The organism is Psychrobacter nivimaris, from assembly GCF_904846365.1.
Lineage (GTDB): Bacteria > Pseudomonadota > Gammaproteobacteria > Pseudomonadales > Moraxellaceae > Psychrobacter > Psychrobacter nivimaris_B.
On record NZ_CAJHAL010000014.1, the window covers coordinates 38058 to 59229 of the forward strand.

Sequence of the window (21172 nt, forward strand, 5' to 3'; positions counted from 1 at the left end):
CATGGCCTGATATCTTGAGCTAGAGTAACTCTATTATAAGCACTATCTATTATTGGTCTATCTGAAACACTTTTATTCAACAATACTTACTAAAAATATCGAGCATTACTATGACAACAATTAAGCAAAAAAATACGACATCAGCCATGAGTGATGACACCAAACCATTATTTGCTAAAGATTATAACGTCTATATTAACCATACTGATGCTGGCGGTATAGTCTATCACGCCAATCACTTGGTGTTTTTTGAAAACTGCCGACGCGACTGGTTTACTGAGCTGGGCTTAAATGGGTATTTTTTGCAGACTGATAGCGGTGAAGTGCAGCATTTTGTCGTGAGTCAGGCGGACTTGCAATACAAAAGAGCCATTCTATTAGATGAGGTAATTAGCGTACGTATTGATAAAGTGGAGCTAAAACCTGCCAGCATCATATTTTATCAAAGTATCTATCGCAATCTACCAAATCATAGTACTAACGAAACAGATGATAGCCAGCTACTAAGCAGTACCAAAATTGTCATTGCCTGCGTACAAAACCTCGTCAAACCAGAGCCAATGAGTAATGACGAGATAGGCAGCGATAAACCAGATACTTCAGCGACAACCCCACCAATGCGTCCTATTCGTGTACCAAAAAAACTGCGCGTTACGATCGAACAAGCTATCGACGAGCAAGTAAATGGTCAGCAGTAGAACGCTATGAGCATAGATACGGATAGAGTGTTGCTTGAATTTGATAACCTATGGGTACATAGCCAACGGACGATAAATGCTCAAAGCATTAAAAATAGCAAAGAAGCCTCGAATAAAAGCTCTATGCCGTATAGCATTTATCAAAAATGGGCAAGCAAGCTAACCGCAGACGCTTCACTGGATAAAGAGCCATCAACTCCTGATCGAACGCTAATAAGCGGTGCGAGCGGTACGCTATTGTCAGGGCAAGTTACTGTTTTGACAGGAGCGTCTGGTAGCGGTAAATCAGTACTGTTGCGAATATTGGCAGGGTTACTTCCCATGAGCAGCGGTACTATTCGTTTGCATGATAATGACACGTCGAGTAATGTTTATCACGATATTCATGAGACTGCACCTGTACTGTGGCGCCAGCAAGTTACCCTACTCGCTCAGCACCCACAGTTGTTAGACGGCAGTGTCCTTGAAAACTTACAAATGCCTTATCAATTGCACGCTCACCAGTCGCAGACTTTTAACATAGACTGGCATGTTGCTCAGCTTCAACACTTAGATAGAAGTGCAGATTTTTTGCAACAGGACGCCAAGCACTTATCTGGTGGCGAGCGCCAACTGGTCAATACATTGCGTCTATTACAACTTAGTCCACAAGTTCTATTACTAGACGAGCCAACCGCCGCTTTAGACATGGGCACTTCAGCACAGCTAGTCAACTTACTCATCAGCTGGTTGCACGCAGATGCTCAGCGCACACTCCTATGGGTGACTCACGACACAAAAGATATTATGCCTTTGGCAAATAGACACTGGCACATGCAAGCAGGTGTACTCACTACAGACTTTTAAAGAACTTGTATTCAGAAATATTTAATCAAGTGATTAAGTCGTCGTATAGTTGCTCAGACAATTTAGCACGTTAATGACCTCAACCCTCACCTTGTATTATTACCATAATTACTTCCTAAATAAGCTCATATGAGTGGTACGAATGATATGCAAATTTTTCTCACTTATAGTGATATCGCTCTTGCTAGCAGCCTAATTATCATTGTATTACTCATCTCTTGGCGCTTACGTTTAAAACTAAGCAAGACCCTTCTAATAGCGGCCTTTCGTACGATCATACAACTTAGCTTTATTGGGCTGATACTGGCGTGGATTTTTGCACGTGAACAATGGTATGAAGTGCTACTTATCTTAACGGTCATGACTTTAATTGCAGGAAGTGCCGCCAAAAATCGCGTTAAACGCAGTTATAAGGGGTTATTAACAGATACGTTATTGGCAGTCGGTATCTCAGCAATACTAGTAACGGCGATTGCGATTATAGCGATTTTGAATGTGCAGCCTTGGTATACACCGCAATTTATTATTCCTATATTGGGTCTGATATTAGGGAACTCTCTGACTGCCATTTCGTTGACGAGCAATCAATTGATCGAATCTTTTCATGAGCAATCAGGGCGTATCGAGATGATGCTCAGTCTATCTGCTAAGCCATTCGAAGCCGTCCATGAGCAGATAAAGGCAGCTATCACTAATGGCATGACTCCAACTTTAAACTCTATGCTAGTCGTCGGTATTGTTAGCTTACCAGGCATGATGACGGGTCAAATCCTAGCGGGCGCCGATCCCACTCAAGCCGTACGCTATCAAATAGTTACTATGTTCCTGATATGTGTCAGCAGCACGCTTGGCTGCACCATCAGCGCCTTACTTATTTATCGACGATTCTTTAATAAAAAAGATCAATTTATTTTACCGCAATAATTTTGGCATCTACATTCCTTTGTGTTTCATCAGCTCATCAATATTAATTATCTAATCCTTCTTTTGTCAGCCAGCAAAGTCACTATATTCTTATAAGTTAATATATGTACTGATCAGTATCGCTTACTGTTATTGTTTTAGACTAAATTCATGCTAATGTATTGCTCAAATGTATCGTTTTTTTGATACTCTATTTGTAAGCTATAGATAAATAGTTTTAGAACGAGCATTATTTTTATTACTGAACTTTTTATTTATTTGTTCTATTTAATGCTTTATATAAATACTCATTGAATAAAATGCTGTGACAGCAGCAAAAAAACTAGCTATTAATCAATAGACAGGGATGCTATTGAAGATGGTATATACCACCTAAATAAGTGGTGTTTTGTACCATTGATAGATTGATAACTACCTTTTCAAAATACTTTAGCCTATATCAAATCGCAAGGATGCTAACTATGATATCGAACAAACCTTGGCTTTCTCAATATCCAGCCGGTGTGCCAAAAACCATTAATCCCGATAGATATAGCAGCATCATGGAGCTGTACGAAGAATGCTTCGATCGCTTCCGTGGGCACCCAATGAGCAACCGCAATAATTTTGGCATCTACATTCCTTTGTGTTTCATCAGCTCATCAATATTAATTATCTAATCCTTCTTTTGTCAGCCAGCAAAGTCACTATATTCTTATAAGTTAATATATGTACTGATCAGTATCGCTTACTGTTATTGTTTTAGACTAAATTCATGCTAATGTATTGCTCAAATGTATCGTTTTTTTGATACTCTATTTGTAAGCTATAGATAAATAGTTTTAGAACGAGCATTATTTTTATTACTGAACTTTTTATTTATTTGTTCTATTTAATGCTTTATATAAATACTCATTGAATAAAATGCTGTGACAGCAGCAAAAAAACTAGCTATTAATCAATAGACAGGGATGCTATTGAAGATGGTATATACCACCTAAATAAGTGGTGTTTTGTACCATTGATAGATTGATAACTACCTTTTCAAAATACTTTAGCCTATATCAAATCGCAAGGATGCTAACTATGATATCGAACAAACCTTGGCTTTCTCAATATCCAGCCGGTGTGCCAAAAACCATTAATCCCGATAGATATAGCAGCATCATGGAGCTGTACGAAGAATGCTTCGATCGCTTCCGTGGGCACCCAATGAGCATCTGTATGGGAGTGACTCATACTTATGGTGATATCGATAATGCTTCGATGGCAGTCGCTGCTTGGCTACAGAATCAAGGCTTGCCAAAAGGTAGTGTCGTCGCTCTCATGATGCCAAACGTTCCACAGTATCTGCCAACTATGATTGGGATACTGCGTGCAGGCTATGTGTGCACCCCTGTCAACCCACTATATACTGGCCGAGAATTACGCCATCAGCTTAACGATTCTGGTGCCCAAGCAATTTTTGTGGTCGATAATTTTGCCCAAGCGCTTGAGCAAGTCATTGAAGAAACGGCTATCAAACGTGTCATCCTATCGAAGATGGGCGATATGATGGGTTTGAAAGGTATTTTGGTCAATACGATTATTCGTCAGGTCAAACGCTTAGTACCCAAGTATAATCTCAATGACCCTAAATACCATGTCACTAAGTTCCCTGAAGTATTGAAAAAAGGTAAAAACCTACCTTTTCAGCAACCAAAAATGTCTTTGGATCAAAAAGCATTTTTGCAATATACAGGTGGTACCACAGGCCTTTCGAAAGGCGCTATTTTGTCACAGCGTAATATCGTAGCAGCAGCAATGCAATCAGAAGCATGGACTCGCCCTATTACGTCAGAAATCAACGAAGTGTATATCAATATGGTAATGGCGCTGCCGCTCTATCATATTTTTGCATTCATGCTTAGCCTACTTGGTATGCGCTCAGGCTATACTTTTATACTAGTACCTAATCCACGTGATATTCCTGGATTTGTTAAAACCTTATCAAAACAACCATTCCATATTTTCCCTGCAGTAAATACCCTCTTTAAGGGGCTGCTCGATAATCCTAATTTTAAAGATTTGGACTTTAGCTCTTTACGTATCTCACAAGCTGGTGGTATGGCGGCTACTGAGCAAACTGCGAATCGCTGGTTAGAAGTAACTGGCTGCGCGATGATCGAAGGTTGGGGTATGACAGAAGGCGTTGCAGTCGGCACCGCCAACGTTATTACCAATCGTGAGTTTAACGGTACTATCGGTGTGCCAGCACCTGGCGTAGATGTTATTATTATCGATGAAGACGGCAGGCATGTAGATCTAAACGAAGGGGGCGAGCTATGTATTAAAGGCCCTAACGTAACCTCTGGATATCTGAATAGAGACAGTAGTGCTGATTTTACTAGTGATGGTTATTTCCGCACTGGTGATATCGTCAGCATGGATGACAAGGGTTATATTAAACTGCTAGATCGCAAAAAAGACATGATCTTGGTTTCAGGCTTCAATGTATTTCCAAACGAAATTGAGTCCGTGATGCTTGATTGTGATGGTATTCTTGACTGCGCGGTAATTGGCATTCCTGATAGTCATCAAGGTGAAGCGGTCAAAATATACGTAGTACCTGAAGACAATAATGTTACCAAAGAAGTGATTACAGATTTTGCGTTAGACAATCTAACGGGTTATAAGTGTCCACGTCACATTGAGTTTGTGAGCGACTTACCAAAGAGTAATGTCGGTAAAGTACTGCGTCAAAAATTGCGTGAAAAACACAATGCAGACTACCCTCAAGTATAAATAGAGACAATTTTTAAAAAATTCTAAAAACATGAATTTATTTTTACTAAAGGCATCTTACAGTAATTGTAAGATGCCCTTTTTGTATATTTATTTTCTGTCATTCAACTATAAAATTTCTCTATTATAATTACTACAAATCTACTTTCATATTCAGTTATATGACATTTTTTGAATAAATTTCATGTTAATTACTTGATAAGAAAGTAAATTATTTGTCTAGGTATTTTCTGATTATTCAACATATATTGTTTCATTTATCAAATTTAACTGTAAACTATCAAGTTCTTGTATAAGAATAACAGGCACGGTTGTAGTTATGTTAATGTATTGCCAAAATGTGTCACTATACTTTCTGTTATTTTGATCTTATATAATTATGATTCATATCGATTGATTAGCAGCATTACTAGTAGCTATTTTCATTACCAAAACATTAATTGGTTTTTTAATCTGATGAGCTATTTATGCTCTGTGATTAAATCAAACTTTATAAGGGCCCCGTATTTTAGCAGTATGTGAACATATAGGATAGCACTCGACAATTTCTTGCTAACGGAACAGCGATTTAAATTGTTGACATGGATGTGACTACTTTTTTATAGAGCCTTAATTTATTTTAATATTTAAGGACGCTAATCATGACTGTAGATAAACCTTGGCTTGCTCAATACCCAGAAAATGTACCCAAGACGATTAATCCTGATCAGTATGAAAGCCTCATAGAGTTATATGAAGAGTGTTTTAACCGCTTTCGTATGCATCCGATGACTATCTGTATGGGTGTGACGCATACTTATGGTGATGTTGATAACGCTTCACTGGCAGTAGCAGCATGGTTACAAGCTCAAGGTTTACCTAAAGGTAGCGTAGTAGCTCTTATGATGCCGAACGTTCCACAATACCTACCGACTATGATTGGTATTCTGCGTGCAGGTTACGTTTGTACACCTATCAATCCGCTATATACAGGCCGTGAGCTACGTCATCAATTGAACGACTCGGGCGCTCAGGTTATTTTTGTTGTGGATAACTTTGCTCAAGCTTTAGAACAAGTCATTGAAGAAACCAATATCAAACGTATCGTGCTGTCAAAAATGGGCGATATGATGGGTTTAAAAGGTATTTTGGTCAATACAGTCATCCGTCAGGTCAAACGCTTGGTTCCAAAATACAACCTGAACGATCCTAAGTACAATGTCACTAAATTCCCTGAAGTATTAAAAAAGGGAAAAAACCTACCGATTCAAGCACCAAAAACCACCCTACAACAAAAAGCGATCTTGCAATATACAGGTGGTACGACTGGATTATCTAAAGGTGCTATCCTAACACAACGTAATGTCGTTGCTGCTGCTATGCAATCAGAGGCATGGTATCGTCCTGTGACCTCAGGTATCAATGAAGTATATATCAATATGGTTATGGCCTTACCGCTATATCATATTTTTGCCTTCATGCTAAGTCTGCTTGGTATGCGTTCAGGTTATACCTTTATCCTAGTGCCTAATCCGCGCGATATGCCTGGGTTTATTAAAACGTTATCAAAACAACCATTCCACATCTTCCCTGCTGTAAACACTCTATTTAAAGGGTTACTTGACCAACCAAACTTTAAAGACTTAGACTTTAGCTCGCTACGTATCACGCAAGCAGGTGGTATGGCGGCAACCGAGCAAACCGCAGCACGTTGGTTAGAAGTGACTGGTTGCCCCATGGTTGAAGGTTGGGGTATGACGGAAGGTGTGGCTGGTGGTACTGCCAACGTTATCACTGATCGCAAGTTCAACGGTACTATTGGTATACCTGTACCGAGTGTCGATATTATCGTGATTGACGAAAACGGTGAGCGTGTTGGCATGCATCAATCAGGCGAGATGTGTATCAAAGGTCCAAACGTCATGTCAGGATACTTTAATAAAGACAATAGCAATGACTTTACTCGCGATGGCTACTTCCGCACTGGCGATATCGTTAGCATGGATGAGAAAGGCTACTTTACTCTACTAGATCGTAAGAAAGACATGATTTTGGTTTCAGGATTCAATGTATTCCCGAATGAGATCGAGTCAGTTATGCTCGATTGTGATGGTATCGTCGATTGTGCCGTAATTGGTATTCCTGATGAAAATCAAGGTGAGGCGGTTAAAATTTATATCGTACCTGCTGATAATAACGTCACTAAAGAAGTCATCAAGGAATTCGCACTTGAAAATTTGACTGGTTATAAATGTCCACGTCATATTGAGTTTGTTAGCGAACTACCAAAGAGTAACGTTGGTAAAGTACTGCGTCAAAAGCTGCGTGAACAGCATATGTCAAACAACCCTCAAACGTTGTAATACTTGCCCTGCTATTTCAGAGTAAATAGAAGAAGCCCACTATTATTGTAGTGGGCTTCTTCTTTTCTACCTTAGGAAAACCAATTTGATTAGCTTAGTTTATTCATCACCTGTAATGGCAAATGCTTCATGGCATGACTGACCATGGACCAAGGCAGGCTCGGCACACAGGCTTCATCCACACCCGCTTCAATAGCTGCGACAATAGCTTTAGTACCAGTATCTGTGTCGACTTCGAACGGTAATGGCTTAGAGCCTTCGTTGATTTCAGTGCGAATATAACCTGGGTAAATTGTAGAAACTTTGATAGGAAGATTGGTCAAAAGCATATCGGCGCGAATGCCTTCTGCTAAGTGAGCCAAACCAGCTTTACTTGCACCATAGGTCGTCAGATGCCTAGGCAATCCGCGCATGGCTGACATGCTCGATATCACGACCAAATGGCCATTGTTCTGAGCACGGAAGATATTCATGGCGGCTTCACACTGTGCCAGTGCGGCGACAAAATTGACATCGGCAGTGCGACGATTAGTCTCAAAATGCCCTTTACCAATGCGGCGGCTATCACCAATACCAGCATTGACCACTACTCGCTCAATGCTACCGAAATTATCTGCAAAAGCATCAAATACTTGAAAGACCGTATCATAATCACTCACATCTAGTGCTTGGCATTCAACTCGGATATCAGGATACTTGTCCATCATCTCCGATTTTAAATGCTCTAAACGATCAATGCGACGCGCACATATAGCCAAGTTGTAGCCAAGGCTAGCAAACAGTCTGGCCATACCCTCGCCCAGACCTGAACTGGCACCTGTGATAAGCACCGTTTTACCTTTGCCTACTTGCTGCTGACTCAAGTCTTTTAGATAGCTTGCAGGTCGAACCGCGCCTACTATCTGGTTTTTGCTATGGCGCGCACTTTTAGCAACCAATTTTATTAATTTATTTTGCATGTACCGTCCTTTGTATATCGATATTGCACAGAATCAAATTGGTAACTTTTTAGTATAAACGTCGATAAGGCTTATACTTTAAGCAGATATGACACTACCTTATTCGCAAATCATATGTAAATTTATCGCCATGTCACAAACGGTTTGCCATCAGAGAATAAATGACTGTATTCATTTAAAGATAACAAGCGAGAACTTTGATTCTTTAAAGTAATAGAGGTCACACCCGTATTAACCAAGCTTTTATTCAGCTGATAAGCAGTCTGACTGCCTTGTCGCAATAACTGTGCAGTGATTGCAGCGATGACACCGCCTGAAGTAAATACGAGCACGGTACTGTCCTGACCTAAGCTCATGCTTGCTACTTTTGTACGTACTTGTTCAAGGGCTTGCTGTGCACGATTATTAAACTGTGGCCAACTTTCAAGATAGTCTTGATCATTGTCACCAGCATGCCACCGTCGCATCGCTTGATCAAATAGCTCTGCCAGTCGTGTCGCTGGCGATTCTGCTTTGGCGATTTCAGCTGAGATGTCAGATCGATTACCAGATGCCTCTGCTGACTTAACGAACACGTCTTTATGATTAAATTCATCAAATTGCGGCAAAATATAACTATCAGGCTGATCAAAGTTGATTGCGGGCGCAACAGCTGTGCCATTGCTATTATTAACATGTACAGATGATTGGTAACGCTCCCAAAAATGACGTGCTGAGTCTTGCTGTCGAACCAACCTACCAGTAAATATGGCATCAATACGGCGCTGCGTAGCTGCATAGTGCTGACCTAACATTTGGGCTTGAATACTGCCCAGCTCTGAGAGTTGATCATAGTTTTCTTGTCCAAAAGACGCTTGGCCATGACGTGCTAAAAGTATGGTTGTCATAAATTATTACCTTTTATCATATTTGCTAAAGTACGGTTTGCTGAATGCTTACGCTTCAGGAGAGTCAGGTGCTTTTGCAAAATAACCTTTTGGTAAAATACTTTTGACCACTTTTTGAACAGGGCTTGGTAACTGCTCGATAGCAGCAGCATCTACCCCTATGTCTTCTAAATGCGGCTGCACATGCGCATTGAATAAGGCTTCGCCTTCATATTGCGCAATTAATTTCAAACATTTAGCATGCATGACATGTATAACGAGCCAAGCGTTTTTGAAAGCTGGATTGGTGGTTTGCTTATGATAATAACGATAGTAGATTTGCTGAATAATGCCTGAGAGGCGGAACAATCCGAACACTTCATAAAAGGTCCAATTATCTATCTCTAAACCTGACTGTTTTAGATAATATTCAACCACTTCATCGCGCGTCATCATGCCTTCTAAATGTGTTGGCTGACGACGGAACTGCTGCATGATGATATTATCATCTTCTTCAATCCAGTAAGCCAACGCACTACCCAAGTCCATCAATGGATCACCAAGGGTTGCCATCTCCCAGTCGAGCACGCCAATAACTTTGGTCGGCTCATCCGCATCAAGTATGACATTGTCAAAGCGCCAATCATTATGAATGATACAAGTTTTGCTATCAGCAGGCGTGTGCTTAGCAAGCCATTGTCTAACCAGTGCAAAGCTCGGTACGTTTGGCGTCTTTGCTTTAACATAACGTTTATCCCAACCACTGATCTGGCGTTCACAGTAACCTTCACCGCGGCCCAAATTGACCAAATCAGAATGCTCGGTATAGTCTATCTGGTGTAGCTCTACCAAAGCGTCTAATACATTGGTACAAAGCAGACGCGTTTGTTCTGGATTTAGATCAATACCTTCTGGTAATTCTGCACGAGGGATAATACCTTCCATCCGCTCCATCACATAAAAGTCAGCGCCGATAACAGCTTCATCCGTACATAGCGCAATCATCTCAGGTACATAAGGATAAGCATCTTTTAACGCTTTTTGAACGGTGTACTCACGCACCATGTCATGGGCAGATTTTGCCTTGGTACCTTTTGGTGGACGACGTAGTATGAGGTCTTGGTTTTTATCTTCACCCTCATACTGTAGTCGATACGTCCAGTTTGATGCGCCGCCTGAGAACTGAGTGACCTTAGGCTCGCCTACTACGCCGACACCTTGACCGCGAAGCCATTCACTGACTGCTTTGGCATCAAGCTCTTCACCCTCGCGTACGGCACCGCCTTTGTCTAGTACTTTATTATCAGTTGCCATGAGACATTCCTTATCATGTGGTCATTTATTTTTATAACAGATATGCGAGCTAGTTCTCAATTCAATTTATCTCATTCTTCTCACTATTTTTGAAATGAGGACTCGCTCTAGTGATGAAAAATTCACTACTAAGTTGTTAATAGTGAATTCTTAATTAGCATTTTGATTGGCTTATTCTTGATAGTTGCGTGAGCAAATCGAAACTAACTCACACAACCGTTTGTTAAGATTAAACTTAAGACTAAGCTTTGTCAGATTTAGCAGAACGACTAAAGCCCTGACGTTTTAGTTCTAGTTTGGCAATCATGGTTTTATGTACTTCATCTGGACCATCTGCCAAACGTAGTACACGTGCTTGCGCGTAGAAGTTCGGTAGTAATGTATCTTGGCACACGCCCATACCACCATGAATCTGAATCGCCATATCAACGACTTCTTGTAGCACAGTTGGCGCCACTACTTTGATAGCAGAGATTTCCGTCAATGCGGCTTTGGTGCCTTGAGCATCCATTTTTTGGGCGGCGTACAATGTGAGCAAGCGTGCTTGGTCGATTTTGATACGGGCTTCGCTGATACGCTCAAAGTTACCACCCAATTGTAGTAATGGCTTACCAAAGGCAGTACGTGACATACCACGCTTGACCGCTAACTCAAGAGATTTTTCGGCAGCACCGATACAGCGCATGCAATGATGAATACGGCCTGGCCCTAGACGACCCTGCGCAATCTCAAATCCCTTACCAGGCCCACCAATAAAGTGGCTGACTGGCACACGCACATTTTCAAAGCTAATTTCACCATGGCCGTGCGGTGCATCATAATCACCAAACACTTTAAGCATACGTTTAATATTTACACCTGGTGTGTTGACTGGCACAAGTACCATCGAATGCTGATGATGACGGTCTGCACTTTCATCCGCGGTATATGCCATCACAATCAAGACATCAACTGCTGGATCGCCAAGACCAGATGACCACCACTTACTACCATTGATGACAATCTCATCACCATCTACTACGGCTGTTGCTTGCATATTGGTTGCATCACTTGACGCCACGTCAGGCTCAGTCATACAGAATACAGAGCGTGTCTTACCTTCTAGGATTGGGGTAAGCCACTTGTCTTGCTGCTCTTGAGTACCGTAGCGCCATAACAGCTCCATGTTACCGCTATCAGGTGCATTACAGTTAAATACATGAGGTGCTAGCAAACTACGACCAGTCAATTCTGCAATAGGCGCATAATCAGTGACTGACAGTCCTGCACCTAGTGTGTCATCTGGCAGGAATAAATTCCATAAGCCTTCTTCACGTGCTTGTTTGCGCAGGTTTTCGTAGGCTTCTGGCCATTCCCAGTTTTCCCAATTACCATCAGGGTTTTTCTTATGACAATCTTCCCAGAATTGGGCTTCGATAGGCTCAATATTCGTTTCGATAAACGCTTTGACTTTGGCATGCATGGCTTGACCATGTTCTGTTGCGGTAAACATTAAATTGTCGTTAGACATAAATGACTTCCTTTTCTTTATTGATTGTCTAAATCAAATGTTGATAAAAAGCTCTACTAGAGCTTTAGTGTACGCACGTATACTGTTTTCCGTGTGCTACATTTATAACACAGCAATTGTCAATAAACAGCAAAAAGGCGCGACCAGCTAGGCCACGCCTTTTACAAAATATAAACAATGTATCCAAAAACTTCTGAGCGCTGAAATACCATTATTTAACTATCATAATGATAACTAACATTATTTCAGAATATTTAGGCGGCTGTTCAAATCAAAACGTGCAAGTGCATCAGGTAATTTATCTACAGCCATGCTCAGTGTCGCTTCTGCTGCTTGAGCCAATCCTAGCTTTTCTGCTAACGTCGGCTTCTGACGTGAATAAAGTGCGTACACTTCGTTGTCTTCCATACGCTCTAAAATATAGCTGTCTGAAGTTTGTAGACTGTCAATTAAGTTAAGCTTTAACGCATCTTCGCCATACCAATGCTCACCCGTAGCTACTTTGGCAACATCGAGTTCTGGACGATATGTATTAACAAAATGCTTGAATAGCTCATGCGTCTGCTCTAGTTCTTCTTGGTATTTGGCACGGTCTTCGGCATCATTTTCACCAAATACAGTCACCGTACGCTTATAGTCACCAGCGGTAAACATTTCATAATCGACGTCATGGTTTTTTAGCCATTTATGGAAGTTTGGCAACTGTGACACCACACCGATTGAACCAATGATAGCGAATGGTGCAGCTACTACCTTGTCTGCAACGCAGGCCATCATATAACCACCGCTTGCCGCCACTTTATCAACACAAACAGTCAGTTTTAAACCAGCATCTTTCAGGCGAACCAATTGCGCTGCGGCCAAACCATAACCATGTACCAGACCACCGCCTGATTCAAGACGTACGATAACTTCGTCACCTTTATTTGCGGTACTAATTAAAGTGCTGATTTCTTCACGCAAGTGTTTGACCGCAGTTGCTTTGATATCACCGTCAAAATCGAGCACAAAAACTTGTGCCTTATGATCGGTATGTTTTTTCTTATTTTTAGTTTTTGCTTTCAATGCTTGCTTGGCTTTTTTGGCCATGACTTTTTTGAACTGTTTGAGGGCAGCTTTGCCTTGGGTGGCTTCCATCAAATCTTCACGGCGCTGCTTTTGAGCATCATTCAAGTGGCGTATTTTAAGCTCAACAGGGTTTTTAGGGGGATGAAATAGCATGGTTACAAATCCTCAAGTCAGTAAATATATTGATATGGCTGTTTTTATTAGCGTGCGGTTGATATGTGCACACTAAGCGGTGTTTTCAAGCATGATGACAATATTTAACCCAATATAAATATCACTGAATAAATACGTCAGATACTTGCAGACTCCCGTTCTTTGATTGAACTCAGCTGGTTGTATAACAAAGGCAGATTAGGCATAATATGCGTTTATATCAAATTTTCTGCAGCCAACGTGATGACCATATGTCTTAATCGCGTTGTTTGTGTGTTTTTTTTGCAAATAGCTTGAAACGCACAGCAATGGCTGCATTATTGTACTTCGAATTGGGCTGATAACTGGATAACCATATTATGACGCAAAGCACTATGACGCATAGCGAATACCGAGACGAGTATTGCGGAGCCGTAACCGAGAGCTTGCTTGAGCAAACCATTAGTATCGTAGGCTGGGTACATCGTCGTCGCGATCACGGTGGCGTGATTTTCTTAGACATGCGCGACCGCGCTGGTATCTTACAGGTCGTGGTCGACCCTGATACCCCAGAAGCTTTTGCAGCAGCAGATGCTGTACGTCCTGAATACGTGCTAAAGATAACTGGCCGCGTACGTCGCCGTTATGAAGGTACTGAAAATAATAATATGACCAGTGGCCAGATTGAGCTATTGGGCAAAGAAATTGAAGTACTGGCTAAGTCTGAAACGCCGCCATTCCCATTGAATGACGAAAAAACAACTGTATCTGAAGACCTGCGTCTAAAGTATCGTTATCTTGATATGCGTCGTCCCCAAATGCAAGAACGTATGGTGTTCCGTGCCAAGGCAACCTCAGCGATTCGTCGTTATTTAGACGATCATGGTTTCTTGGATGTTGAAACGCCTATCTTGACTCGTGCAACGCCTGAAGGTGCGCGTGATTATCTTGTACCATCACGTACCCGTCCAGGTAACTTCTTTGCCTTGCCGCAGTCACCACAGCTATTTAAGCAATTATTGATGGTGTCAGGTTTTGACCGTTATTATCAAATTGCTAAATGCTTCCGTGATGAGGATTTACGTGCCGATCGTCAGCCTGAATTTACTCAGGTGGATATTGAGACGTCTTTCTTGAACGAAGAAGAAATCATGAACATCAACGAAGGTCTTATCAAGCATTTGTTTAAGACGATGATGGACGTTGAGTTCGAGCAATTCCCTCGCATGACTTACGCAGAAGCCATGCGTGACTATGCATCAGACAAGCCTGACTTACGTATTCCTCTAAAGTTGGTTGACGTTGCAGATTTGATGAAAGACGTTGACTTCAAGGTATTTGCCGGTCCTGCTAACGATCCTAAAGGTCGTGTGGCTGCTCTACGTATTCCTGGTGGCGCATCATTAAGCCGTAAGCAAATCGATGCTTATACCAAGTTTGTTGGTATTTATGGCGCACGCGGTTTGGCTTATATCAAAGTCAATGACGCTAGCAGCGTTAACAACGGTGTGGATAAAGAGTCTGGCTTACAGTCTCCAATCATCAAAAACATGACTGATGACGTACTGGTAAGCTTAATCGAGCGTACTGCTGCAGAAGATGGCGACATTATCTTCTTTGGTGCGGACAAAGTCAGTGTCGTGAATGATGCGATTGGTGCATTACGTCAAAAAATCGGTCTAGATCTTGAAATGACGACTTGCGAATGGGCACCACTTTGGGTGACTGACTTCCCAATGTTTGAAGAAACTGACGATGGTCGCTGGACGTCGATGCATCATCCGTTCACTAAGCCTAAAGGCTCAGTTGAAGAGTTGAAAAACAATCCAGAATCTGCTTTATCTATCGCTTATGACATGGTATTGAACGGTACTGAGATTGGTGGTGGTAGCTTACGTATCAATACTTACGATATGCAGCAAGCTGTACTTGAAGCCTTAGGTATTGGTGAGCAAGAGGCTGAAGACAAATTTGGTTTCTTACTTGATGCTCTAAAATTCGGTGCGCCACCGCATGGCGGCCTAGCATTTGGTTTGGATCGTTTGATTATGTTGATGGTAGGCGCAAGCTCTATCCGTGACGTTATCGCCTTCCCAAAAACCAAAACGGCTGATTGCCCACTGACTCAAGCACCTGCTGGCGTTGATAGCAAACAACTACGTGAGCTTGGTATCCGTGTGCGTGAAAAAGCACAAGCTGATACCAGCAAGCCTGCTGAATAAATCGTTTGATGATGCGCGGTTGCTGTCTACAGTGCTTGTTACGTGATTCATTACCATGTGAGTGGTCATGAATCCGTATCATATTTTCAAAGTCGTGCCATTGTCTGTACTGCAGATGCTGGCACGTTTTGTTGCGTGGGTTATCATTAAGATACCCAGTCTAAGTATCATGCGTACCATTCAGATCAATCTGGCGCTGATTACTCACACACTGTCTGAGCAGCAAAAACGGGCGCTGACTAAAGACATCATCTATCATCAATGTTTGACCAGTATTGAATCTATAAAAAGCTGGGCGATGCCTCCTGAGTGGAGTATCGCTCAGATTTGTGATGTCCATAATAAAGACATTTTTTTAGAAGGTCTTGACAATCCAAATGGCATGCTTGCTATCGTCCCGCATCTCGGCACTTGGGAGATGATGAATGCTTGGCTCAACCAGTTTGGTGCGCCAACCATTATGTATAAGCCAGTTGACGGCAAATTCGCTAACGAGTTTATCCTTCAGGGTCGAGCGCGACTTAACGCGACTTTGGTACCTACTGATGGTAGCGGCGTTAAAGCCGTGTTTAAAACGCTCAAGCAAGGTGGTTTTAGTATTGTACTGCCAGACCACGTTCCAGAGCCATCAGGCGGTGTTGTTGTTCCGTTCTTTGGTATCAAAACATTGACCAGCACCCTTGCCTCTAAACTGGCTAGCAAAACCAAATGTGTGCTGGTTGGCTTATCTTGTATTCGCCGTACCGATGGACGCGGTTTTGATATCTACTGCTACAAACTCGATAATCCTGCTTTATACGACCGTAACGCCGAAGTGGCAACTCATGCTCTCAATCAAGCCATGGAGCGTATGATTACAGACAACTACAGTCATTATATGTGGGGCTATCGACGTTTTAAGCGTATACCAAACTTAGGCAACCCTTACCGAAAAGATAAAGAGACTTTAGCAGCCTTTATCCAATCTCACCATTCTAGCGTTTCTAGTCGTTCTGATAGCGATATCAACGATAGCGTTCGAAATAACAACGTTAAAATCGACAACGTTAAAATCGACAATGCTAAAAACGATAGTGCTGTTAAAAATGATAACACTAAGCTCGACAATCATTAGTCATCACCAACCTAACGTTGCACTATTTAGACGTACTATCAGTTTAAACGTTCCATCAGTCACAGCTATGCTAATATTGGCTGAACTCTATATTCTTTTACTTTTATTAATCCTTCATTTATCTGACTATTATCTCAATACGAGTGCATTATGACATCTGACGTAACTAAGACTTCATCTACAGATCCTAATCAGACTAGCACAAATGCTGCTGAACAGCGTTATATCATCTGTATGAAATGGGGCGACAAATATGGTCCTGAATACGTCAATCGTCTCTACAACATGGTTAGTCGACATTTAACCTTAGATTTCCAAATGGTTTGCTTGACCGATGACAGCACAGGTATTGACCCTGCGATTGCCTGTTATCCGATACCCGATATGGATTTACCAGCAGGTCCTGAACGTGGTTGGAAAAAACTGACTACTTTTAAACCTGAGCTGTATGATTTAAAAGGTGTGGCCCTATTTTTAGACATTGATATCGTCATTGTCGATAATATCGATGCGTTTTTTACTTATCAAGCAGTGCATGAAGACAGTGTCGTCATCATCCGCGACTGGAAAAAACCTTGGCGTATGATTGGCAATAGCTCTGTTTATCGCTTCAATATTGGTATGAATACCTATCCTGATTTGCTGTCTAATTTTGAGCGAAACTTTGAAACTATTCGCACCCAAGTACGTCACGAGCAGGCTTACCTTTCTAACTATTTGCGTGAGCATCACCACTTAGAGTATTGGGATAAGACATGGTGTGTCAGCTTTAAGTACCAATGTATTGCGCCGATTCCTTTTAACTTTGTGCGCACACCTACTCTGCCGGATGATGCAAAAATCGTTATCTTCCACGGTGAGATCAACCCGCCCGATGCGATTTCTGGTAGTGGCGGTAAATGGTATCGACATGTGAAGCCAAGCCCATGGTTAAAAGACCATTGGCAATAAATGCTTAGTAATTAACCATATGTAGACAATTTATAATTAGCGTAAAGGCAGTGTATTAAGATATAAGATAGGTGAAATAAACGACTGGAAAATAGTATGGCGCTATATTTGAGATTACCTGCTACCGCTGGGTTCAATATTGATAATGAGCTCATCATTATCAATGCGTTTAATGCCAATGAACCTGAACAGAGCTTGCATGGAAAAGACGTCAATATTATCGCCTCAGGGCCATCTATACAGCAGCTGCCGTTATCAGAGCTACTAGATACGCCTACTATTTTTGTCAATGGCAGTATCAGCCTGATTGGGCAGCATCAGTTTACCGATATTGCTGGTTACGTCATCAGTGATGCGCGCTTTATCAGTCATCAGCCGGAGATTTTACAGCAGTACTATAAGGGTCAACCTCTATATGCAACATTAGCTGTCTTTGAAGCGATGGCCACCACGCACCCTGATATTATGCGAACGTACCATCATGCCATGCGAGTGTTGTACCCAGTGGATAGGCCATGGGGAGTCAAGTCAAACAAGCTATCTTTTAATAAGCTTATCTTTAAGAAAAAATTACTCAATAAAAAAATGCCGCTATCGTACTTTATCAATAATCCAAACTTTATTATTGATAGCGATCATAAAGCGGCTGACATCGGCGTCTCTCTTAACATTACTCATGGGTTTGTGGAAGCAGGTACTGTCGCTTATGTAGCGGCGCAGTTGGCGTTTTCGCGTCAAGCAGCGAGTATTCATCTGTACGGTATTGATCTGCTCAACAGTAAGCAACCACGATTTTATGAAAATAAAAACAATAGTGCACCAAGTATGCTCAGCAAAGTCATGAACGAGCGCATTATTCCTTCGTTTAACTTACTCGGCAGAATCTATCAATCGCATGGTGTTCCTGTCATCAATCATTCTCCTATCTCTAAATCGCTATTCGACACTTTCTAGTTAATGACTCACAATTAATAACCTCGACTTAATTGCGTTTAATTAAGAACCACTACACGTTATAAACCCTCATTTTATCTGAATCCAAAACAGAACCAAACTCTAAGTACTGTCTTGCAATATGTTCAGGCAGCAACTGCTGGTTTAGTGGCACTATATAATCTGTAAGGTTGTCTATGGCTTGATCGATGAGTAACGCCAAGCCATCAATATCACCTACCGCAATCAAGTTTTGCTCAGGTAATAGTTCTCTTGGCCCAAAAGGACAATCCGTACTGATTATTGGTACACCCAGTGCTTGCGCCTCTACGATGACATATCCGAAGCCTTCAAACTTAGAGGTGAGTACCATCAGTGCAGCTGAGGCAATGATCGGATAAGGGTTGGTCTGAAAGCCTAAAAACTTAATGCAATCGCTAATATTTAGTTGGACAGCCAACTGTTTAATCTCTGATTCAAGCCTACCTTTACCCACTAGTACTAACGGCAGCTTTCGTTCTGTTTTGGCATACGCCTGTAGCAAGTCTCGATGACCTTTCATGTCATCAAATGAGGCGACATGTATAATGTACTCTTTATCTACTAAGCCAAAATGTTCAAGATGGCTAGATGCTGCTGCTTTGGTATTTATATCAGCAGCATCACAAGGATTATAGATTGTTGTGGTTTTGGTAATATTTCCTATAAGATCAATCAGGTCTTGGCGTGCACCCTTACTCACACAGCTACAAGGATGAGCGCCATAGACCATTTTCAAATGACTTATAGTCTGTACTGGCGTCTCTAATAACTGATTTTGGAACTGCTTAGATAGTGCTGTATGCAGTACATTTACGATATTTGACAACTGACTATATGCCATAATCCAGTTTATCTTATAGATATTAGCCAGTATCAAATCTGGCTTCCCTATTTGGCTACGTACGTAACCATCAATACGTTTAGCGACTGATTCATAGGCTTGTGCTTGCGTAGATTCTGGGTCGAGATTTTGCTCAGAAAACATCTCATCATATGGCACGATGTGATATTGCACACGAGCGTCTAGTAGCATATCTTGCGTCGCTTCCAAGCATAGGATATGAGTACGATAGCCCATATCTGCATAAGCGCTTGCCAAAGTCGTAACCATACGCTCAGCACCGCGACCTTCAAGCGCTTTTAACATAAACAGAATAATAGATGGCATTAGTGTCTCAGCTTGATTTTTTAACGGTATAGGCATGATAGGTTAGCCAAATGAATGCAACTATGGTCATAATTATTGCAGCGTTCTGACTTTATATGCTAGTCTCACCTACCGCTGGTGCTCGGCATTTACTCAGTAAAGTACGAGCAGGATTTAACGGTATCTCTATAAAAAATTATAATTAGTCTAACTATCTAAATCGATTAAACCTTGTTAATAATCGCATCAGCAAATATCATAGCTGGTCTAATATCGCTACTAACATAGATGTGTATCCGCAAAGAACAGGATTAGTTATGAAGCAGCCTAATGAAAACACATTAGATGTCGTCATTGCTTGGGTAGATGGCGCAGACCCTATACTCAAACAAAAGCGAGAACAGTATAAGCCAAGTAAAGAAGTGGCATCTGACGCAATAACTGACACGCGTTTCGCCAGCGACGATGAGATATATTATAATATTGCTTCTATCATCAAATATGTGCCTTTTTGTCGTCATATATATATTGTCACAGATCAACAAAAGCCAGCGTTCGTCGATGAGTTTGCCAAGCAAGGTATTTGCTCAGAAGATAAAATACGCATCGTTGATCATCAGGACATATTTTCGGGTTATGAGGAATTTTTACCGACCTTCAACACTCGATCAATTGAGACGATGATTTGGAATATCAAAGGACTGTCTGACTATTTTATCTATATGAACGATGATTTCTTTTTTAATCAACCAGTGGCGATAGATGACTTTTTAGACAGTGAGAAGCTAATCGTTCACGGTGAATGGCGTAAAAGTGCTGCTTTGAATGCCAAGCTCAATTTTCGAAAATCACGCTTTAAATTGTTTGGTACACCGATACAGCCAAGACATACTATCGCGCAAATGTTAAGTGCTAAAATACTGGGCATGAATCAGTTTTTTGAAATTCATCACTACCCTCATATTGTCGATAAAAATATCTTAAAGTCCCATTTATTGAACCATCCGCAACTATTGACTGAGCAGATAAAATATAAATTCAGAGATGTCGCCCAAGTTAATCCTATAACACTGATGAATCATCTAAAAATTCAAAAAGGCGAAGCACACTTAAAACCTAATATCTCTATCAACTATCTAAAAAATGAGCATAGTGTAGAAGATTTTATTCTTGCCTTAGAAGATAAAACTGTTAAATATGGTTGTATTCAAAGTTTGGATCTTCTTGAGTCAGGTTTATATAAAAAAGTTAGCCAAGCCATGAGGCACAAATTCTTGGATTATCTGCCTAATTCCGTGTTAGATACCACAAATACTGTCCCCAAATGAATTCAGACCAAGT

Annotated in this window: 17 protein-coding genes; 11 read left to right on the forward strand and 6 right to left on the reverse strand. The window is 41.2% G+C overall.

What is annotated here, in order from left to right; translation table 11 throughout:
* Positions 1-110: 110 nt before the first annotated feature.
* From JMX63_RS07390 to JMX63_RS07415, 6 genes are all read left to right on the forward strand, one after another.
* Complete coding sequence (locus JMX63_RS07390) at positions 111-698, forward strand: thioesterase family protein (RefSeq protein WP_201571813.1); 588 nt, start codon at positions 111-113, stop codon at positions 696-698.
* A 6-nt stretch (positions 699-704) separates the two neighbouring features.
* Positions 705-1544: an ABC transporter ATP-binding protein gene (locus JMX63_RS07395; RefSeq protein WP_201571815.1), complete on the forward strand. Its 840-nt coding sequence runs from the start codon at positions 705-707 to the stop codon at positions 1542-1544.
* A gap of 147 nt (positions 1545-1691) precedes the next feature.
* Positions 1692-2468 carry an ABC transporter permease gene (locus JMX63_RS07400; protein ID WP_227673280.1) on the forward strand — a complete coding sequence of 259 codons (777 nt, stop codon included), beginning with the start codon at positions 1692-1694 and terminating at the stop codon, positions 2466-2468.
* 461 nt (positions 2469-2929) lie between these two features.
* Entirely contained in the window at positions 2930-3127 is a 198-nt protein-coding gene (locus JMX63_RS07405) for a hypothetical protein (RefSeq protein WP_201571819.1), read from the forward strand.
* Between the two features lie 406 nt (positions 3128-3533).
* Positions 3534-5231: an AMP-binding protein gene (locus JMX63_RS07410; RefSeq protein WP_102092208.1), complete on the forward strand. Its 1698-nt coding sequence runs from the start codon at positions 3534-3536 to the stop codon at positions 5229-5231.
* 641 nt (positions 5232-5872) lie between these two features.
* Positions 5873-7573, forward strand: a complete 1701-nt coding sequence (locus tag JMX63_RS07415; RefSeq protein ID WP_201571820.1) for an AMP-binding protein — start codon at positions 5873-5875, stop codon at positions 7571-7573.
* 89 nt (positions 7574-7662) lie between these two features.
* Here the strand turns inward: JMX63_RS07415 and JMX63_RS07420 are convergent, their stop codons facing one another.
* The 5 genes from JMX63_RS07420 to sohB form a co-directional block, all read right to left on the reverse strand.
* On the reverse strand, positions 7663-8532 hold the full coding sequence (locus JMX63_RS07420; protein ID WP_201571822.1) for an SDR family oxidoreductase: 870 nt from the start codon (positions 8530-8532) through the stop codon (positions 7663-7665).
* A 122-nt stretch (positions 8533-8654) separates the two neighbouring features.
* Entirely contained in the window at positions 8655-9419 is a 765-nt protein-coding gene (locus JMX63_RS07425) for a histidine phosphatase family protein (RefSeq protein WP_201571824.1), read from the reverse strand.
* Between the two features lie 48 nt (positions 9420-9467).
* Positions 9468-10712, reverse strand: a complete 1245-nt coding sequence (locus JMX63_RS07430; RefSeq protein ID WP_201571826.1) for a phosphotransferase family protein — start codon at positions 10710-10712, stop codon at positions 9468-9470.
* Positions 10713-10953: 241 nt separating this feature from the next.
* A complete protein-coding gene (locus tag JMX63_RS07435; RefSeq protein ID WP_227526716.1) occupies positions 10954-12204 on the reverse strand; it encodes an acyl-CoA dehydrogenase family protein in 1251 nt (416 codons plus the stop codon).
* Positions 12205-12462: 258 nt separating this feature from the next.
* On the reverse strand, positions 12463-13443 hold the full coding sequence (gene sohB, locus JMX63_RS07440) for a protease SohB (protein WP_201571827.1): 981 nt from the start codon (positions 13441-13443) through the stop codon (positions 12463-12465).
* Between the two features lie 374 nt (positions 13444-13817).
* Here sohB and aspS point away from each other — a divergent pair, with 374 nt between their 5' ends.
* The 4 genes from aspS (at position 13818) to JMX63_RS07460 (ending at position 18663) form a co-directional block, all read left to right on the forward strand.
* Positions 13818-15644: an aspartate--tRNA ligase gene (gene aspS, locus JMX63_RS07445; RefSeq protein WP_201571850.1), complete on the forward strand. Its 1827-nt coding sequence runs from the start codon at positions 13818-13820 to the stop codon at positions 15642-15644.
* A gap of 67 nt (positions 15645-15711) precedes the next feature.
* Positions 15712-16758: a lysophospholipid acyltransferase family protein gene (locus JMX63_RS07450; RefSeq protein WP_201571828.1), complete on the forward strand. Its 1047-nt coding sequence runs from the start codon at positions 15712-15714 to the stop codon at positions 16756-16758.
* 150 nt (positions 16759-16908) lie between these two features.
* Positions 16909-17709, forward strand: coding sequence for a glycosyltransferase (locus JMX63_RS07455; protein WP_201571829.1), 801 nt, complete (start codon positions 16909-16911; stop codon positions 17707-17709).
* 96 nt (positions 17710-17805) lie between these two features.
* Positions 17806-18663 carry a hypothetical protein gene (locus JMX63_RS07460; RefSeq protein WP_201571830.1) on the forward strand — a complete coding sequence of 286 codons (858 nt, stop codon included), beginning with the start codon at positions 17806-17808 and terminating at the stop codon, positions 18661-18663.
* Between the two features lie 52 nt (positions 18664-18715).
* Here the strand turns inward: JMX63_RS07460 and JMX63_RS07465 are convergent, their stop codons facing one another.
* Positions 18716-19888, reverse strand: coding sequence for a glycosyltransferase (locus JMX63_RS07465; protein ID WP_227673281.1), 1173 nt, complete (start codon positions 19886-19888; stop codon positions 18716-18718).
* A 260-nt stretch (positions 19889-20148) separates the two neighbouring features.
* Here JMX63_RS07465 and JMX63_RS07470 point away from each other — a divergent pair, with 260 nt between their 5' ends.
* Complete coding sequence (locus tag JMX63_RS07470; protein ID WP_201571831.1) at positions 20149-21159, forward strand: Stealth CR1 domain-containing protein; 1011 nt, start codon at positions 20149-20151, stop codon at positions 21157-21159.
* Positions 21160-21172 lie beyond the last annotated feature (13 nt).

Bases quoted from the DNA above. Each gene is read 5' to 3' on its own strand.
- JMX63_RS07390 (WP_201571813.1), top strand. From the start codon at position 111: ATGACAACAATTAAGCAAAAAAATACGACATCAGCCATGAGTGATGAC.
- JMX63_RS07395 (WP_201571815.1), top strand. From the start codon at position 705: ATGAGCATAGATACGGATAGAGTGTTGCTTGAATTTGATAACCTATGG.
- JMX63_RS07400 (WP_227673280.1), top strand. From the start codon at position 1,692: ATGCAAATTTTTCTCACTTATAGTGATATCGCTCTTGCTAGCAGCCTA.
- JMX63_RS07405 (WP_201571819.1), top strand. From the start codon at position 2,930: ATGATATCGAACAAACCTTGGCTTTCTCAATATCCAGCCGGTGTGCCA.
- JMX63_RS07410 (WP_102092208.1), top strand. From the start codon at position 3,534: ATGATATCGAACAAACCTTGGCTTTCTCAATATCCAGCCGGTGTGCCA.
- JMX63_RS07415 (WP_201571820.1), top strand. From the start codon at position 5,873: ATGACTGTAGATAAACCTTGGCTTGCTCAATACCCAGAAAATGTACCC.
- JMX63_RS07420 (WP_201571822.1), bottom strand. From the start codon at position 8,532: ATGCAAAATAAATTAATAAAATTGGTTGCTAAAAGTGCGCGCCATAGC.
- JMX63_RS07425 (WP_201571824.1), bottom strand. From the start codon at position 9,419: ATGACAACCATACTTTTAGCACGTCATGGCCAAGCGTCTTTTGGACAA.
- JMX63_RS07430 (WP_201571826.1), bottom strand. From the start codon at position 10,712: ATGGCAACTGATAATAAAGTACTAGACAAAGGCGGTGCCGTACGCGAG.
- JMX63_RS07435 (WP_227526716.1), bottom strand. From the start codon at position 12,204: ATGTTTACCGCAACAGAACATGGTCAAGCCATGCATGCCAAAGTCAAA.
- sohB (WP_201571827.1), bottom strand. From the start codon at position 13,443: ATGCTATTTCATCCCCCTAAAAACCCTGTTGAGCTTAAAATACGCCAC.
- aspS (WP_201571850.1), top strand. From the start codon at position 13,818: ATGACGCATAGCGAATACCGAGACGAGTATTGCGGAGCCGTAACCGAG.
- JMX63_RS07450 (WP_201571828.1), top strand. From the start codon at position 15,712: ATGAATCCGTATCATATTTTCAAAGTCGTGCCATTGTCTGTACTGCAG.
- JMX63_RS07455 (WP_201571829.1), top strand. From the start codon at position 16,909: ATGACATCTGACGTAACTAAGACTTCATCTACAGATCCTAATCAGACT.
- JMX63_RS07460 (WP_201571830.1), top strand. From the start codon at position 17,806: ATGGCGCTATATTTGAGATTACCTGCTACCGCTGGGTTCAATATTGAT.
- JMX63_RS07465 (WP_227673281.1), bottom strand. From the start codon at position 19,888: ATGCCTATACCGTTAAAAAATCAAGCTGAGACACTAATGCCATCTATT.
- JMX63_RS07470 (WP_201571831.1), top strand. From the start codon at position 20,149: ATGAAGCAGCCTAATGAAAACACATTAGATGTCGTCATTGCTTGGGTA.